This is a genomic window from Janibacter melonis, assembly GCF_003721155.3.
GTDB classification, from domain to species: domain Bacteria; phylum Actinomycetota; class Actinomycetes; order Actinomycetales; family Dermatophilaceae; genus Marihabitans; species Marihabitans melonis.
The window spans coordinates 688,848-703,748 of the sequence record NZ_CP044548.2 but is presented as its reverse complement, the minus strand read 5'-3'; the positions used below and the strand labels follow the sequence as shown (position 1 = coordinate 703,748).

Here is a 14,901-nt window from a genome sequence, read left to right as displayed (position 1 = left end):
CCTGACGGGGGTCAGCCCTTGACGCCGCTGCTCGCGACGCCCTCGATGACGTAGCGCTGCACGAAGACGTAGAGCGCGAGGACGGGGATGGCGGCGAGCATCGCGCCGGCCATGACCACCGGGTAGTCGATCGTGTACGCGCCCTGCAGCCGGCTCAGGCCGGCGGGCAGGGTGAGACGCTCCGGGGAGAAGAGCACGTAGATCGGCCAGATGAAGTCGTTCCAGTTGGTGAGGAAGCTGAGCACCCCGAGGGTGACGAGGGCCGGCCGGGCGTTGGGCAGGACGATGCTCGCGAAGGTGCGGAAGGGGCCCGCCCCGTCGAGCCGGGCGCTCTCCTCGAGCTCCTTGGGCAGCCCGAGGAAGAACTGGCGCATGAAGAAGACGCCGAAGGCTCCCGCCGCCCCGGGCACGACGAGCGCCCAGATCGTGTCGAGCCAGCCCAGCCGGTCGAGGATGATGAAGTTCGGCATGAGGAAGATGAAGCCCGGCACGAAGAGCGTGGCGATGATCATCGCGAAGATCGCCCGCTTGAAGGGGAACTCGAGCCGCGCCAGCGCGTAGCCGGCCATCGCGCAGACGGTGACGACGAGGATCGCGTGCAGGCTCGCCGCGAGCAACGAGTTGGCGAACCACCGCACGACGGGGCTCGCGTCGTCCTGGAAGAAGAGGACGTCGTAGGCCCGGGCGGTCCACTCCGAGGGCAGGTAGGTCGGCGGCACGCTGCGCGCCTCGCCCTGCGACTTCAGCGACGTGAGCAGGACGAGGAGGAGCGGCCCGACGAAGACCAGGCTGAGCACTCCCATGGTGACCCAGAAGAGGGGTCCGCGGCGACGGGTCATCGGGTCACCTCCTCTCTCGCAGGGCCCAGAAGTTCAGCAGCGAGACGAGGCACAGGAAGAGCGCGAGCACGTAGCTCATCGCCGAGGCCTGACCCATCCGGAACTGCGTGAGACCGAGCTCGGTGATGGTGATGATGGCGGTCCGGGTGCTGTCGCCCGGCCCGCCCTGGGTGAGCAGGTAGCTCTGGCCGAACATGTTGGCGCTGGCCAGGAAGGTCGTGACGACGACGAAGATGAGGACCGGCCGCAGGGCCGGCAGCGTGATGTAGCGCAGCCGCTGCCAGGCGTTGACGCCGTCGAGCTCGGCTGCCTCGTAGTGCTCGGCGGGGATGTCGGCGAGCCCGGCGAGGTAGATGACGGCGTTGAAGCCGACCGTCCACCACACGGTGACGCCGATGAGCGAGATCCACGCCCACGGCTGGTCGGTCGTCCACGGGATGTCGTCGGGCAGCCCGATCGCGCCGAGCATGCCGTTGACGAGACCGAAGCTCGGGTCGAGCAGGTAGCGCCACATGAGGCCGACGACCGCGACGCCGAGGACGAAGGGGGCGAAGAAGACGGCCCGGAAGAAGGTCCGGCCCGGGAAGGACCGGTTGAGCGCGATGGCGAGGAGCAGCGGCAGGACGACGAGGAAGGGCACGCTGCCGACGACGAAGATCGCCGTCGCCCGCATGCTCGCCCAGAAGGCCCCGTACTGCACCGAGCTGCTGTCGAAGAGGTCGGCGTAGTTCTGCAGACCGACGAAGGGCTTGCCCGGCAGCAGGAAGTCCCAGTCGTGCAACGAGATCCAGATGCCGAAGACCCCCGGCACGAGGACGAAGCAGACGAAGAGGAAGAGGAAGGGCGCGAGGAAGAGGTAGGGCGTGAGCACCGACCCGTGGATCCCGGAGCGCCGGCGCCGCGGCGCCGCCGCGGTGGGCGGCGCCACGGGCACGGGCTCGGTCGTCGTCGTGGCCATCGCTCAGCCGTACTTCTTCTGGTTGGCCTCCAGGATCTTGTTGGCCCGGCCGGCCGCCTCCTCGAGGGCGGTCTTGGGGTCCTTCGAGCCGAGCACGGCGAGGTTGAGCGCCTTGTCGAACTCGGGCATCGCGTCGCCGATGCCGGCGACGGCCGGCGGGAAGCGCAGGTCGTCGATCTGGGCGGCGAGGGTCGACTGCTCGGGCAGGGCCTCGAAGTCCGCGGACTCGCGCACCTCGTTGCGCACGGGCACCTGGCCCCCCTTCGCCCACTCGAGGCTCTTCGTGCTGATCCAGTTGAGGAAGACCCGGGCGGCGGTGGACTTGTCCTCGTCCGGGGTCTTCAGGGTCGGCAGGACGAACTGGTGCGAGCCCGCCCACGCGGCGGCCTGGCCGCCGATGTTCGGCAGCGCCGCGACGCCCCACTGGAGGTCCTTCTTCTCCTTGAGGGTGTTGATCGTCCAGATGCCGTTCCAGTTGAAGGCGGTCTTGCCGTTCTCGAGCGCGACGATGTCGGCGTCCTGGGCGATCTTGCCCGGCGAGTGGCCGTCGGTGACGAGCTTCGAGAACCACGTGAGGGCCTCGACCCCGGCCTCGTCCGCCCACAGGACCTCGCTGCCGTCCTCGGCGAACATCGAGCCGCCGAACTGGTAGACGAGCGACTGCACGGTGAGCCCGCCGGTGAAGGGGAAGGGGCTGGCCCAGTGGCCCTGCAGCCCCTTGGACTTCATCGACTCCAGCGCCGACATGTAGGACTCGGCGTCGGTCGGCGGCTTCTCGGGGTCCAGGCCCCCCTTCTCCATGACGTCCTTGTTGTAGAAGAAGCCGAGGGGGTGCACGTCGAGCGGGATCGAGAAGCGCTGGTCCTGGTAGACGCCGGCGTCCCACGGGACCTTCGCGAAGTCGGCCTCGGTGAGCTTGAGCGCCGAGGCGACGTCGTCGAGCGGCTGGATGACGCGCCGTGCAGCGTTCGTCGCGACGGAGTCGACGTGCATGATCGCGATCTCGGGGCCCTTGCCGGCCGAGACGGCCGACGGCAGCTTCGCGTAGTAGTCCGCCCACTGCATCGTGTTCATCGTCACGGCGATGTTCTCGTGCTCGCCGTTGAACTCGTCGACGAGCTTCTTCATGAAGGGGCCGTCGCCGCCGGTGAAGCCGTTCCAGAACTGCAGGGTGACCTTCGGGCCGTCGTAGCCCGTGGCCCCGCCCCCGCCGGTGGCCGAGCTGCGGCCCGGCACGCTGCTCGAGCCGCCGCCGCCGCAGGCGGAGAGCCCGAGCGCGGTGCCCGCGCCGAGCGCCCCGGTGAGCAGGCTGCGCCGGCTCAGCGGCGCTCGGCTGGGTCCTCGTGGTGTGAAGCTGGTCATCGCGGTGTCCCTTCGGTGAGGCGGATGCAGTGCCAGGAGATGGCGGGCAGGACGGAGCGCAGGGTCGCGCCGTCGAGGGTGCTGGTGCCGGCACCGGGCACGACCCGCTCGGGGTCGTCCTCGGTGTTGCGGGCGTGGGGGTCCTCGTCGGAGATCACGAGGTGCTCGACGAGGCGGTAGCCCGCCCCGCCCGCGGCCGACCCGGCGAGGCCGACGACGTCGAGGGTGAGCTCGCAGGGCTCCGTGCGCGAGCGGTTGACCGCGAAGATCACGAGGTCGCCGCTGCCCTCGTCGAGGGTCGCGGTGAGCAGGAGCTGGTCGAGCGCGCCGTACTCCGCCGTCTCCACGGCGGTGCTCACCACCGCGGGCCGCAGGACCGTGCCGCGGGCGTGCCGGGCGGTGAGGGCGAAGGGGTAGAAGATGCTCTGCCGCCACGACGCGCCACCCGGTCGGGTGGAGATGGGGGCGATGACGTTGACGAGCTGGGCCTGGCAGGCCATGGCGACCCGGTCGGTGTGCTGCATGAGCGTGATGAGCAGGCTGCCGACGACGACGGCGTCCATGACGTCGTAGACGTCCTCGATGAGCTCGGGGGCCTCGCGGATCGCCAGGCTGCTCTCGCCGTCGAAGCGGGCCTGGAACCACACGTTCCACTCGTCGAAGCTCACGCCGATCCGCTTGTCGCTGCCGCGGACCGCGGCGACGTGGTCGGCCGTCGCGACGACCGAGCGGATGAAGCGGTCCATGTCCTCGGCGCACGCGAGGTAGGAGTCGAGGTCGCCGTCGTGCGGCTCGTAGTAGGCGTGCGCCGAGATGTGGTCGACGAGGTCGAAGCAGCGCTCGAGGACGACCCGCTCCCACGTCCCGAAGGTCGGCATCCCCCGGTTGCTCGAGCCGCACGCGACGAGCTCGAGGTCGGGCTGGAGGCGGCGCATCGCCCGGGCGGTCTCCTCGGCGAGCCGCGCGTACTCCTCGGCGGTCTTGTGGCCCATCTGCCACGGGCCGTCCATCTCGTTGCCGAGGCACCAGACGCGGATGTCGTGCGGCTGCTCGTGGCCGTGGGCGACCCGGCGCTCGCTCACCTGCGTGCCGTCGTCGCCGTTGCAGTACTCGAGCAGCTCGACCGCCTCGGCGATCCCGCGCGTGCCGAGGTTGACGGCCATCATCGGCTCGACGTCGACCGAGCGGCACCAGTCGACGAAGTCGTCGGTGCCCACCTGGTTGGTCTCGATCGAGCGCCAGGCGAGGTCGAGGCGGACCGGGCGCTCCCCCTTCGGGCCGACGCCGTCCTCCCACCGGTAGTTGGAGACGAAGTTGCCGCCCGGGTAGCGCACGACGGTGACGCCGAGCTCGCGGACGAGGTCGGCGACGTCGCGACGGAAGCCGAGGGCGTCGGCGCTGGGGTGCTCGGGCTCGTAGATCCCCGTGTACACGCACCGCCCCATGTGCTCGACGAACGAGCCGAAGAGACGCCGGTTGAGCGGCCCGACGGCGAACGCCGGGTCGACCCTGACGGTGGCATGGCCCATGCGGTGGTCCTCCTCGACCGTTCGGCGACATTGCCGTGACCTGCACCGATGCTCTTGCCGTCGCCTTTGCAACGGTGGAAACGCGGGTGCTGGGCGCCATCTTTACAACGGATGACATGCTTGTCCAGAGGTCGGGACGAAAATGCACCCGACGGGGTGCGCCGGTCCCGAGGGTGCAGGCGCACCCGTGATGCGGTACGAGTGAGGACGGCACGACCACGTGCCGCGGAGGAGGTCGGGCGTGGCAGCACGGTTGCGGGACGTCGCGGAGCGGGCCGGGGTGTCGGTCAAGACGGTCTCGAACGTCGTCAACAATCATCCCCACGTCACTGAGGCGACCCGGGCGAAGGTCTCCGCCGCCATCGAGGAGCTGCGCTACCGGCCCAACCTCTCGGCCCGCAACCTCAAGCACGGGCGTGCCGGCTTCCTCGCCCTCGCCGTGCCGGCGATGGACTCCCCGTACTTCGCCGAGCTCGCCGCGAAGGTGACGAGCGAGGCGGCCGCGATGGGCTTCATCGTGCTCCTCGACGCCACCGGGGGCGACGAGCACGCGGAGCGCGTCGTCCTCGAGGGGATGCGCTCGCACGTCATCGACGGCGTGATCTTCTCGCCGCTCGCGCTCTCGGCCGACGAGATCGCCGGTCGCGACGACGACCTGCCGATGGTCCTGCTCGGCGAGCGGCCGACCCCCACCGGCTACGACCACATCGCCGTCGACTCGGTCGCGGCGGGCCGCGCGGCCACCGAGCACCTCCTGACGCTCGGCCGGCGGCGCGTCGCGGCGATCGGGCGGGAGACCGTGCGCGGCACCGCGTCGGAGCGCCTGCGCGGCTACCGGCAGGCGCTGCGCGCCGCCGACCTCGCCTACGACCCCGAGCTCGTCGTCGGGGTGCCCCACTTCGAGCGGGGCGACGGGTACGCGGCGATGCAGCAGCTCCTCGCCCTGCCCTCGCCCCCGGACGCCGTCTTCTGCTTCAACGACCTCATGGCGGTCGGTGCCGTGCGGGCGTGCGCCGAGGCCGGCGTGCGGGTGCCCGAGGACGTCGCGGTCATCGGCTTCGACGGCATCGCCGAGACGCGGTACGCGAACCCCTCGATCTCGACCATCTCCCCCGACCTCACCCATCTCGCGCGACGGGCGCTGGAGATGCTCGTCTCGCGCATCGACGGCGACACCTCTCCCAGCCAGGAGGTCGCGGTGCCGTGGACGCTCGTGGCCCGCGAGTCCACCACCGGGCGCGCCGCGCAGACCTGATCAGAAGTCGACGGGCACGTCCGGCGGCTCCGGGGCGAACCCCTCGCGCACGACCCGCCAGTGCCCGCCGGGTCCCCGGCGCAGGACCCACCGTCCGAGCACGGCCGACGCCGTGAGATCGGCGACGAGACGGCGCACGGCGTCCTCGGCCTCGTCGTCCTCCTGCCGGTCCGTGCTCGTCTCGACGAGGAAGCGCAGGTGCACCTGCGGCTGCATCCGGACGAGCTCGACCGACCGGTCCTCGACGCGGTGGGTGCGCGCGAGCAGCTCTTCGGCGAGCGGGAGCAGGCTCGGCGGGGAGACACCCGGGTGGGTCTCGTGGACGTCGATCGCGACCCGGTAGGACGGCATGGCCGCAGCGTAGGCGAGCGGGCCGACGACGCCGGAGGTCTACGATCACGTCCATGGCACGGGGGGACGGACGCGGACCCGGTCGGCGGGCGCTGCTCGCCGCCGCACCGCTCGGCCTGCTCGCGGCCTGCGCACCGGTCGCCGCGACGCAGCGGCCGGCCCGACCCACCCTCGGCCAGGTCGACCCGGACTTCCCGGCGATCCCCCGCGGTCTGCCGCCCACGCGTCGCCGCGTCCTCACGACGGCACGGGCCGAGCACGCCGACCAGGGACCCGGCACGAGGTACGCCGAGGGCGTCGTCGAGCCGTGGTGCGCCGACTTCGCCTCGTGGGTCCTGCGCGAGGCCGGGGTCCCGCTGCGCAACCCGGCCTCGGGCGGCTGGCGCATCCCGGGCGTCCTCACCCTCACCGATCACCTGCGCGGCACCGGGCGCTTCCGCGAGGCCGGGAGCGGGTACGTGCCCGTCCCCGGTGACCTGCTCGTCTGGGCGAAGGGGTCGATGCCCGGCGAGCACGTCCACTTCCTCGTCACCCGGCACGGGCACGACGTCGTCACCGTCGGCGGCAACGAGGGCGACGCGATCAAGGTGCGCCACCTCTCGCTCACCCAGCCCGGTCTCGTCGGCTACGGCCTGCCCGGCCGCGGCGAGGGGACGAGCCGCAGCCGCACCGTCTGACCGGGGTCGCACCCGAGGTAGACGTGCTCCTCCGCCGAGGTGTCGTCGCGCACGTATCCTGCGGCGGCCAGCAGGCCGACAAGGTCGCCCTCGGCGCCCCCTGGCCGCAGGGCGGCCTGGAGCTCGACGCCCCTGGTCGACGGCACCGGCACGACCTGCGCGGACCGCTCCCCCAGCACGTGCGCGACGCGAGCGGCGAGCCGGGCACCGCGATGCTCGTCGGGGCTGTCGTGCGCCGGCTGGTCGGTCCGCGCGGCCGGGGTCCCCGTGCGGAGGTTCTCGGCGAAGGGGGCGAGCCGCTCGCGCCAGAGGCGGTCGACCTGCTCCACGAGCTCATGCGGGGTGCCGTCGTTGTCGAGCACGACGTCGGCGGCGGCGCGGCGGGCCTCGTCGTCGGCCTGCGACCTCATCCGGGCGCGCGCGTCCTCCTCGGGCATCCCCCGGTGCTCGACGAGCCGGCGCACCCGCGTCTCCACGGGGGTCTCGACGACGACGACGAGGTGGTACTCGGGCGACATCTGCTTCTCGACGAGCAACGGCATGTCGTGGACGAGCACCGCGGCTCCCGCGCCCGCGGCCTCTTCGCGCAGCAGTGCGGTGCGCTCCCACACGGCGGGGTGGGTGATGCCCTCGAGGGCGCGCAGCGCCTCGGGGTCGGCGAAGACGACCCGTCCGAGCGCCGGCCGGTCGAGCCCGCCGTCGGGGCGCAGGACCTGCGGGCCGAAGCGCTCGACGACCGCGGCGAGGGCGGGCTCCCCCTTCGCCACGACGTCGCGGGCCACCTGGTCCGCGTCGACGACGACCGTGCCGAGCTCCGCGAGCCGTCGCGCGACGCTCGACTTGCCCGACCCGATCCCACCGGTGAGTCCCACGTGCAGCATGGCCGCCACTGTAGGCGGGCTCGCGGGGACGACGAAGGGGGCCACGCACCGAGCGGTGCGCGGCCCCCTTCGCACGGGGTGACCTGAGGTCAGTTGCCGGTGAGCTTCTCGCGCAGAGCCGCGAGCGCCTCGTCGGAGGCGAGGGTGCCCCCGGCGGAGCCGCCGGAGGACGCCGGGGCGGCCTGGCTGCTCGTGGACGGGGCGCTGTCCGAGGAGTACGAGCTAGTCGACTCGCCCGACTCGGCGGCAGCCGCGTCGTCGGCGGCCGACTTCTCGACCTGGGCGCGGTGCGCCTCCCAGCGGGCGTGCGCCTCGGCGTACTGCTTCTCCCAGGCCTCGCGCTGCGTCTCGTAGCCCTCGAGCCACTCGTTGGTCTCCGAGTCGAAGCCCTCGGGGTACTTGTAGTTGCCCTGCTCGTCGTACTCGGCGGCCATGCCGTAGAGCGTCGGGTCGAACTCGGTGAGGTTGGCGCCGTCCTCGTTGGCCTGCTTGAGGCTCAGCGAGATGCGGCGACGCTCGAGGTCGATGTCGATGACCTTGACGAAGATCTCGGCGCCGACCTGGACGACCTGCTCCGGCAGCTCCACGTGGCGCTCGGCCAGCTCGGAGATGTGCACGAGGCCCTCGATGCCGTCCTCGACGCGCACGAACGCACCGAAGGGGACGAGCTTGGTGACCTTGCCCGGGACGACCTGACCGATCGCGTGGGTCCGGGCGAAGTGCTGCCACGGGTCCTCCTGCGTCGCCTTGAGCGACAGGGAGACACGCTCGCGGTCCATGTCGACGTCGAGCACCTCGACGGTGACCTCGTCGCCGACCTCGACGACCTCGCCCGGGTGGTCGATGTGCTTCCAGGACAGCTCGGAGACGTGGACGAGACCGTCGACGCCACCGAGGTCCACGAAGGCACCGAAGTTGACGATCGAGGAGACGACGCCGGTGCGGACCTGGCCCTTCTGCAGCTCCTTGAGGAAGGTGGTGCGCACCTCGGACTGGGTCTGCTCGAGCCACGCACGACGCGAGAGCACGACGTTGTTGCGGTTCTTGTCGAGCTCGATGATCTTGGCCTCGATCTCCTTGCCGACGTACGGCTGGAGGTCGCGGACGCGACGCATCTCGACGAGGGAGGCGGGGAGGAAGCCACGCAGGCCGATGTCGAGGATGAGACCACCCTTGACGACCTCGATGACGGAGCCGGTGACGACGCCGTCCTCCTCCTTGATCTTCTCGATCGTGCCCCAGGCGCGCTCGTACTGCGCACGCTTCTTGGACAGGATGAGACGACCCTCCTTGTCCTCCTTCTGGAGGACCAGGGCCTCGACGGCGTCACCGACGGCGACGACCTCGCCGGGGTCGACGTCGTGCTTGATGCTCAGCTCGCGCGAGGGGATGACGCCCTCGGTCTTGTAGCCGATGTCGAGCAGCACCTCGTCGCGGTCCACCTTGACGATGTGGCCCTCGACGATGTCGCCATCGTTGAAGTCCTTGATCGTGGCGTCGATGGCAGCGAGGAGGTCTTCCTGAGATCCGATGTCGTTGACAGCGATCTCGGGGGCGGTCGCGGGGACCGTGGTGGCAGTCATGTAGTAGGAGCTCCGTTGCGGACAGGTTCGTTGTGCGGACAGGTGGTGCGGGGTGCGCCTGCGGCAGGTGGTGCGTGTGCCACAGTTGCGATGTCCCCGTGGGCTGCGCCGGCGGTCCGAGGAGGATCGGGGCGGAGCACAGGAAAGACCCCTCCATCCTAGCCACACGAGGACCCACCACCAAAAGCCGCCCGAGCGCACGAGGAGAGCGATGACCCACGGCGTCGACCGTCGCCCGTCCGACCCCGACGAGACCTCCGTCGCCAACCGCGGGTGGTGGGACGCCGAGGCCCTCGACTACTACCTCGAGCACGGCGCCTTCCTCGGCGACCGCGACCTCGTGTGGGGCCCCGAGGGCTGGCACGAGCACGAGCTCGGCTGCATCGAGCGCGACCTCGACGGCCTCGACGTCCTCGAGTTCGGCTGCGGCGGCGCGCAGGGCGGGCGCTGGGCCGCCGACCAGGGGGCGCGCGTCGTCTCCACCGACCTGTCGATGGGGATGCTGCGCACGGCGGCGCTCATCGACGCGGCGTCCCCCGAGCGACCCCGACCGCTCCTCGTCCAGTGCCCGGCGGAGCGGCTCCCCTTCGCCGACGACTCCTTCGACGTCGTCCTCAGCGCGTACGGCGCGACCCCCTTCGTCGCCGACAGCCAAGCCCTCGTCGACGAGCTCGCGCGGGTCCTGCGCCCCGGCGGCCGGCTGGCCTTCTCCACGAGCCACCCCGTGCGGTGGGCCTTCCCCGACGTCCCCGGCCCGGAGGGGCTGGTCGCGCACGGCTCCTACTTCGACCGCACGCCGTACGTCGAGAGCGACGACCTCGGCGAGGTGAGCTACGTCGAGCACCACCGCACCGTCGGCGACCGCGTCCGTGAGGTCATCAGCGCCGGGCTGACCCTCGTCGATCTCGTCGAGCCGGAGTGGCCGGCGCGCAACACGCAGACGTGGGGCGGCTGGTCGCCCCTGCGCGGCGAGCACCTGCCGGGCACGCTCGTCGTCGTCGCCGACAAGCCGCTCTGAGACCGACCGGGTCAGTGGCCCGAGAGGATGTGCTCGGTGTCGTCGGGCGTGAGCGGCGGCAGGTCGAGGCCGTGGGCGGCCTCCTGGCGGAACCACTCGATGGTGCGCTGCAGCGCGTCCTCGATCTCGACCCGCGGCTGCCAGCCGAGGAGCTCGACGGCGAGGGTCGTGTCGGGCTGGCGCACGGTGGGGTCGTCGACGGGTCGGGCGATGTGCTCGACGCTCGAGCTCGAGCCGGTGAGCTCGATGACCCAGCGCGCCAGCGCGAGCATCGAGATCTCGTGCGGGTTGCCGACGTTGACCGGACCGGCATGCCCGGAGTCGGCCATCGCGAGGATGCCGTCGACGAGGTCGTCGACGTAGCAGATGGAGCGGGTCTGGCTGCCGTCCCCGGCGACCGTCACCGGCTCGCCGGCGAGGGCCTGACGGATGAAGTTGGGGATCGCCCGACCGTCGTTGGGCCGCATCCGCGGACCGAAGGTGTTGAAGATCCGCACGATCCCCGTGTCGACCCCGTGGGTCGTGCGGTACGCGAGCGTGATCGCCTCGGCGAAGCGCTTGGCCTCGTCGTACACCCCGCGGGGCCCGACGGGGTTGACGTTGCCCCAGTAGCTCTCCGGCTGCGGGTGCACCGCCGGGTCGCCGTAGACCTCGGAGGTCGACGCGAGCACGAAGCGGGCGCCGGTGCGCTGGGCGAGGTCGAGCGCGTGGAGCGTCCCGATCGAGCCCACCTTGAGCGTCTCGATCGGCAGCTTGAGGTAGTCGACCGGGCTGGCCGGCGACGCGAAGTGCAGGACGAGGTCGACCTCGCCGGCCACGTCGATGTCGTCGGTGACGTCGACCTCGACGACCTCGAGGCGCGGGTCGTGCGCGAGGTGGGCGAGGTTGGCCGCCGACCCCGTGACGAAGTTGTCGAGGCAGACGACCGAGTCACCGCGTGCGAGCAGCCGCTCGCACAGGTGGGAGCCGAGGAACCCGGCGCCACCCGTGACGACGACCCGCACGTCAGCCGTCGCGCCGCAGGTCCGAGCGCCGCACGGTGTCCTGGTCGGGGTCGACCGGCGCGGGGGCGTCCCCGTGGGCCGGGCTGTCGTAGTAGGCCGGGGTGCCGGCGTAGGCGGGCTGCGCGTGGGCGGCGTCCTCGCGGCGGCGACGTCCGAGGACGAGCGAGAGGAGCACGCCGGCGAGCAGCAGCAGCACCCCGAGGACGATCATCGCGTAGGACGCCGGGCCGTTGACGGCGGCGAGGAGCGCGCCCTTGGACTTGTACTCCTCGACGTTGGCGTCGACCGTCTCCTGGGTGAAGCGCGACGTCGTGTCGAGCGCGTCGAGAGTCTCCGCACCCGGGGCGCGGAACTCCTGGTGCTGCTCCTCGACGCGGTCGATGATGACGCCGGTCGCGGGCTGGACGTAGAAGGTACGCTTGTTCGAGTAGTAGCGGTCGGCCTGGATGGGGCCGGCGTCCTTGAGACCCAGCGCGTAGTCGGGCAGCTCGCGGGTGGCGTACTTCGTCAGCGGCACGTCGGTCGTGAACTTGTACACGCCCATGCCCTGCACCTCGTCCTCGCCCTCGTACTTCACGGGGTAGGCCGCCTTGGTGTTGCCGTCCCACCAGCGGTAGGTGTCGACCGGCTGGGTGTCGAAGGGGAACTTCACGACGAGGCCCTCGTGGGTCACCTGGGTGCCGTCGACGTTCTCCTCGCAGCAGTTGATCGCCTCGCCGGTGGTCCGGTCGAAGGCGACGCGCTCGGTGCTCGCGGACATCGGGTAGTTGTCGTCGTTGTTGTCCGACTTCTGCCCGAGCTCCCACACCGCGACCTTGCGCCCGGTCTGCTCCGAGGCGTCCTCGGAGGCCTGCGGGTCGCCGATGACGGTGGAGATCGTCGTCAGCTTGCCCGTGGCGGGCTTGACGTTGTCGGCGTCGAAGAAGCTCGCGTCGTCGTCGACGACGACGGCCTGCGTGTTCATGTCGAGGGGGACGACGGCCAGGCGCGGGTAGGCCACGAACTTGAGCAGCAGACCCATCGTCAGCAGGAATGCACCGAGCCCGATGACCACTGCCGGAAGAACCTTGCGCACGTGTGAACCCTCCTTGGTCCGCCAGCAAAACCTACCGGACAGTAGCACTGAGATCGCGCGGCCCGGAACCTGCGCACAGCGTAGGGGACGTCACACCGCCGCACCGGTCGTCGGAGCGGTGCGCCGCCCGCGGGATCACCCGTCGCGCCCCTGGAGGAGGTCGGTGACGACGTCGAGCAACGACGGGGCCGCGCCGGCCGGCCCGACCCGACGAGCCGGGACGCCGGCGGCGCGCGCCGCGGCGAGGTCGGAGCCGCTGTCGCCGACGAGGACGCTGCGCTCGCGCGCGGCCCACGGGGCGCGCCGGAAGGCCTCGTCGAGGAGACCGGGCGCGGGCTTGCGGCACCCGCACTCCCCCGCCGCGTGCACGCAGGACAGGACGGCGTCGAGCGCGGCGCCCCGCGCGGCCAGCTCCTCCTCGAGACGCTCGTGCACGGCGTCGAGGTCGGTCAGCGTCATCAGCCCGCGCGAGACGCCGCGCTGGTTGGTGACCACGACGACCCGGCAGCCCGCGGCACGCAGCCGCCCTACGGCCGCCGCCGCACCGGGCAGCAGGCGCAGCGCCCCCGGCTCCCGCACGTAGTCGTCGACGACCTGGACGTTGAGCGTCCCGTCACGGTCGAGGAGCACGAGGTCGAAGGGGGCGCCCTCCCCCGCCGGCGGGATCGGCGGCCCGTCGGCCGGGTGCGGGCCGGTCACGGACCGCGCGTCCCCGCCTCGTCGGCGAGGACCTCGTCGACCGCCTCGCACCACGCGTGGGCCCACAGCATGTGGACCTCCTGGATGCGCGGGGTCTCGTCCGAGGGCACGACGAGCGTGTGCTCGGCCAGGCCGCGGCGGCCCTCGCCCCGCTCCCCGACCATGAGGACCGTGCGCAGGCCGCGGGCGCGGGCCTCCTCGACGGCGAGCAGGACGTTCGGGCTCGCTCCCGAGGTCGACATCGCGAGCAGCACGTCGCCCTCGCGGCCGAAGGCCTGCACCCCGCGCAGGAAGACCTGCTCGAAGCCGTAGTCGTTGCCGATCGCGGTGAGCGAGCTGTGCGACTCGGCGAGCGAGATCGCCGGGAGCGGGTGGCGGTCGTGGACGCACTTGCCGAGGAACTCCGCGGCGACGTGGCTGGCGATGGCCGCCGAGCCGCCGTTGCCGGCGACGAGGAGGGTCCGGCCCTCGCGCAGCGCCTCGACGACCACCGAGCCGGCCGCCTCGACCTGGGCGACGAGCGCGGGCTCGGCGAGGTCTTCGGCGAGGCGGGACCAGGCGAGCGTCCCGGCCCGCAGCCGGGCGGCGACGACGTCGGCGCTCATCGCCGCCCCCGCCACGTCGTCACGCCGTGCTGGGTGAAGGTGAACTCCGAGACCGAGAGCCCCATGCCGATGAGGGTGTCGGCGACGATGTGCCGCCGCTCGAACTCGCAGATGAAGATCATGTGCCCACCGCCGCCGGCGCCGGTCACCTTGCCGCCGAGCGCGCCGACCTCGAGCGCCCTCTCGACCGCCTCGGAGATGAGAGGCGTCGCGATGCGCGTCGACATCCGCTGCTTCTCGCGCCAGGCCTCGCCGAGGAGGCGGCCCACCTCGTCGACCCGGCCGCGCAGCAGGGCGATCTTCATCGCGTCGGCGAGGTCGCGCTGGGCGCGCAGCCCGGCGACCGCCTCGTGCTCGCCGCTCTCGTAGCGCGTCACCTGGTCCTCGATGATGTGGTCGCTCACGCGGGTGCGACCCGTGTAGGCGAGGAGCATGTTGTGCTCGAGCTCGTGCACCGTGTCGGCCTGGACGCGCAGCGGGTTGACGACGACATCGCCCTCGCCGCGGAACTCCATGAAGTTGAAGCCGCCGAAGGCTGCCGCGTACTGGTCCTGGTAGCCCCCGGGGATGCCGAGGTCGTCGCGCTCGAGCCGGTAGGCCAGGGCGGCGATCTCGTAGGGGTCGAGGTGGATGCCGCAGTGGCGCGCGACGAGGTCGATGACGGCGACCATGACCGCGCTCGAGCTCCCCAGACCGGAGCCGGGCGGGGCGTTCGTGTGCAGGAAGAGGTCGAAGCCCTGGGACTCCATCGCCCCGTCGAAGGCCATGATCCGGCTGATCGCGGCCTTGGGCAGGTCGAGGTGCCCGTCGAAGACCACCGGCCCGCCGACCTCGTAGCCGATGGAGGTGCCGTAGTCGTGGGACTCGACGGTGATCCGCCCGTCCGATCGCGGCCGCAGCGTCGCGTAGGCGTAGCTGCTGATCGTCGCGGAGAGGACCGCTCCCCCTTCGCGCTCGGGGAAGGGGGAGACGTCGGTGCCGCCTCCGGCGAAGGAGACGCGAAGGGGGGCGCGGGCGCGCAGCACCGGCCGGACCGCATCCATGACGTCCCTCTCTCGTAGTCCA

The 14,901-nt window shown here is 71.8% G+C and carries 15 protein-coding genes; 3 read left to right on the top strand and 12 right to left on the bottom strand.

Features of this window, described 5'->3' with window-relative positions; genetic code table 11:
- Window positions 1-11 precede the first annotated feature (11 nt).
- From EEW87_RS03325 to arfA, 4 genes are read right to left on the bottom strand one after another with little or no spacing between them, the layout of a single operon-like run.
- Window positions 12-839 carry a carbohydrate ABC transporter permease gene (locus EEW87_RS03325; protein ID WP_123091688.1) on the bottom strand — a complete coding sequence of 276 codons (828 nt, stop codon included), beginning with the start codon at window positions 837-839 and terminating at the stop codon, window positions 12-14.
- Between the two features lie 4 nt (window positions 840-843).
- The gene (locus EEW87_RS03320) at window positions 844-1,797 is read right to left on the bottom strand and encodes a carbohydrate ABC transporter permease (protein WP_123091687.1); all 954 of its coding nucleotides are present in this window, start codon (window positions 1,795-1,797) and stop codon (window positions 844-846) included.
- Between the two features lie 3 nt (window positions 1,798-1,800).
- Window positions 1,801-3,159 (bottom strand): ABC transporter substrate-binding protein, encoded by a 1,359-nt coding sequence (locus tag EEW87_RS03315; RefSeq protein ID WP_123091686.1) that lies wholly within the window; start codon window positions 3,157-3,159, stop codon window positions 1,801-1,803.
- Window positions 3,156-4,688: an arabinosylfuranosidase ArfA gene (arfA, locus tag EEW87_RS03310; RefSeq protein ID WP_123091685.1), complete on the bottom strand. Its 1,533-nt coding sequence runs from the start codon at window positions 4,686-4,688 to the stop codon at window positions 3,156-3,158. The genes EEW87_RS03315 and arfA overlap by 4 nt, the downstream gene beginning before the upstream one ends.
- 241 nt (window positions 4,689-4,929) lie before the next feature.
- Here arfA and EEW87_RS03305 point away from each other — a divergent pair, with 241 nt between their 5' ends.
- Window positions 4,930-5,943: a LacI family DNA-binding transcriptional regulator gene (locus tag EEW87_RS03305; RefSeq protein WP_123091684.1), complete on the top strand. Its 1,014-nt coding sequence runs from the start codon at window positions 4,930-4,932 to the stop codon at window positions 5,941-5,943.
- Here the strand turns inward: EEW87_RS03305 and EEW87_RS03300 are convergent, their stop codons facing one another.
- On the bottom strand, window positions 5,944-6,294 hold the full coding sequence (locus EEW87_RS03300) for a hypothetical protein (protein ID WP_123091683.1): 351 nt from the start codon (window positions 6,292-6,294) through the stop codon (window positions 5,944-5,946).
- 53 nt (window positions 6,295-6,347) lie between these two features.
- Between EEW87_RS03300 and EEW87_RS03295 the strand changes: the two genes are divergently transcribed.
- Window positions 6,348-6,971, top strand: a complete 624-nt coding sequence (locus EEW87_RS03295; RefSeq protein ID WP_123091682.1) for a CHAP domain-containing protein — start codon at window positions 6,348-6,350, stop codon at window positions 6,969-6,971.
- On the opposite strand, the gene coaE is transcribed toward EEW87_RS03295, so the two are convergent.
- Together coaE and rpsA are read right to left on the bottom strand one after the other, a co-directional pair.
- On the bottom strand, window positions 6,920-7,852 hold the full coding sequence (coaE, locus tag EEW87_RS03290) for a dephospho-CoA kinase (protein ID WP_123091681.1): 933 nt from the start codon (window positions 7,850-7,852) through the stop codon (window positions 6,920-6,922). The genes EEW87_RS03295 and coaE overlap by 52 nt on opposite strands.
- A gap of 89 nt (window positions 7,853-7,941) precedes the next feature.
- Window positions 7,942-9,435: a 30S ribosomal protein S1 gene (gene rpsA / locus EEW87_RS03285; RefSeq protein ID WP_068276069.1), complete on the bottom strand. Its 1,494-nt coding sequence runs from the start codon at window positions 9,433-9,435 to the stop codon at window positions 7,942-7,944.
- A gap of 211 nt (window positions 9,436-9,646) precedes the next feature.
- Here rpsA and EEW87_RS03280 point away from each other — a divergent pair, with 211 nt between their 5' ends.
- Complete coding sequence (locus EEW87_RS03280; RefSeq protein ID WP_123091680.1) at window positions 9,647-10,453, top strand: class I SAM-dependent methyltransferase; 807 nt, start codon at window positions 9,647-9,649, stop codon at window positions 10,451-10,453.
- 11 nt (window positions 10,454-10,464) lie between these two features.
- On the opposite strand, the gene EEW87_RS03275 is transcribed toward EEW87_RS03280, so the two are convergent.
- The 5 genes from EEW87_RS03275 to EEW87_RS03255 form a co-directional block, all read right to left on the bottom strand.
- Window positions 10,465-11,457 (bottom strand): UDP-glucuronic acid decarboxylase family protein, encoded by a 993-nt coding sequence (locus EEW87_RS03275; protein WP_123091679.1) that lies wholly within the window; start codon window positions 11,455-11,457, stop codon window positions 10,465-10,467.
- Between the two features lies 1 nt (window position 11,458).
- On the bottom strand, window positions 11,459-12,532 hold the full coding sequence (pgfA, locus tag EEW87_RS03270) for a cell envelope lipid trafficking protein PgfA (RefSeq protein WP_148041564.1): 1,074 nt from the start codon (window positions 12,530-12,532) through the stop codon (window positions 11,459-11,461).
- A 135-nt stretch (window positions 12,533-12,667) separates the two neighbouring features.
- Entirely contained in the window at window positions 12,668-13,231 is a 564-nt protein-coding gene (locus EEW87_RS03265; RefSeq protein ID WP_163562369.1) for a D-glycero-alpha-D-manno-heptose-1,7-bisphosphate 7-phosphatase, read from the bottom strand.
- Window positions 13,228-13,836, bottom strand: coding sequence for a D-sedoheptulose-7-phosphate isomerase (locus EEW87_RS03260; RefSeq protein WP_123091966.1), 609 nt, complete (start codon window positions 13,834-13,836; stop codon window positions 13,228-13,230). Before EEW87_RS03260 ends, EEW87_RS03265 begins: the two co-directional genes overlap by 4 nt.
- Entirely contained in the window at window positions 13,833-14,879 is a 1,047-nt protein-coding gene (locus tag EEW87_RS03255) for a GHMP family kinase ATP-binding protein (RefSeq protein WP_123091676.1), read from the bottom strand. The genes EEW87_RS03260 and EEW87_RS03255 overlap by 4 nt, the downstream gene beginning before the upstream one ends.
- Window positions 14,880-14,901: the final 22 nt, after the last annotated feature.

Bases quoted from the DNA above. Each gene is read 5' to 3' on its own strand.
- EEW87_RS03325 (WP_123091688.1), bottom strand. From the start codon at position 839: ATGACCCGTCGCCGCGGACCCCTCTTCTGGGTCACCATGGGAGTGCTC.
- EEW87_RS03320 (WP_123091687.1), bottom strand. From the start codon at position 1,797: ATGGCCACGACGACGACCGAGCCCGTGCCCGTGGCGCCGCCCACCGCG.
- EEW87_RS03315 (WP_123091686.1), bottom strand. From the start codon at position 3,159: ATGACCAGCTTCACACCACGAGGACCCAGCCGAGCGCCGCTGAGCCGG.
- arfA (WP_123091685.1), bottom strand. From the start codon at position 4,688: ATGGGCCATGCCACCGTCAGGGTCGACCCGGCGTTCGCCGTCGGGCCG.
- EEW87_RS03300 (WP_123091683.1), bottom strand. From the start codon at position 6,294: ATGCCGTCCTACCGGGTCGCGATCGACGTCCACGAGACCCACCCGGGT.
- EEW87_RS03295 (WP_123091682.1), top strand. From the start codon at position 6,348: ATGGCACGGGGGGACGGACGCGGACCCGGTCGGCGGGCGCTGCTCGCC.
- coaE (WP_123091681.1), bottom strand. From the start codon at position 7,852: ATGCTGCACGTGGGACTCACCGGTGGGATCGGGTCGGGCAAGTCGAGC.
- rpsA (WP_068276069.1), bottom strand. From the start codon at position 9,435: ATGACTGCCACCACGGTCCCCGCGACCGCCCCCGAGATCGCTGTCAAC.
- EEW87_RS03280 (WP_123091680.1), top strand. From the start codon at position 9,647: ATGACCCACGGCGTCGACCGTCGCCCGTCCGACCCCGACGAGACCTCC.
- EEW87_RS03260 (WP_123091966.1), bottom strand. From the start codon at position 13,836: ATGAGCGCCGACGTCGTCGCCGCCCGGCTGCGGGCCGGGACGCTCGCC.
- EEW87_RS03255 (WP_123091676.1), bottom strand. From the start codon at position 14,879: ATGGATGCGGTCCGGCCGGTGCTGCGCGCCCGCGCCCCCCTTCGCGTC.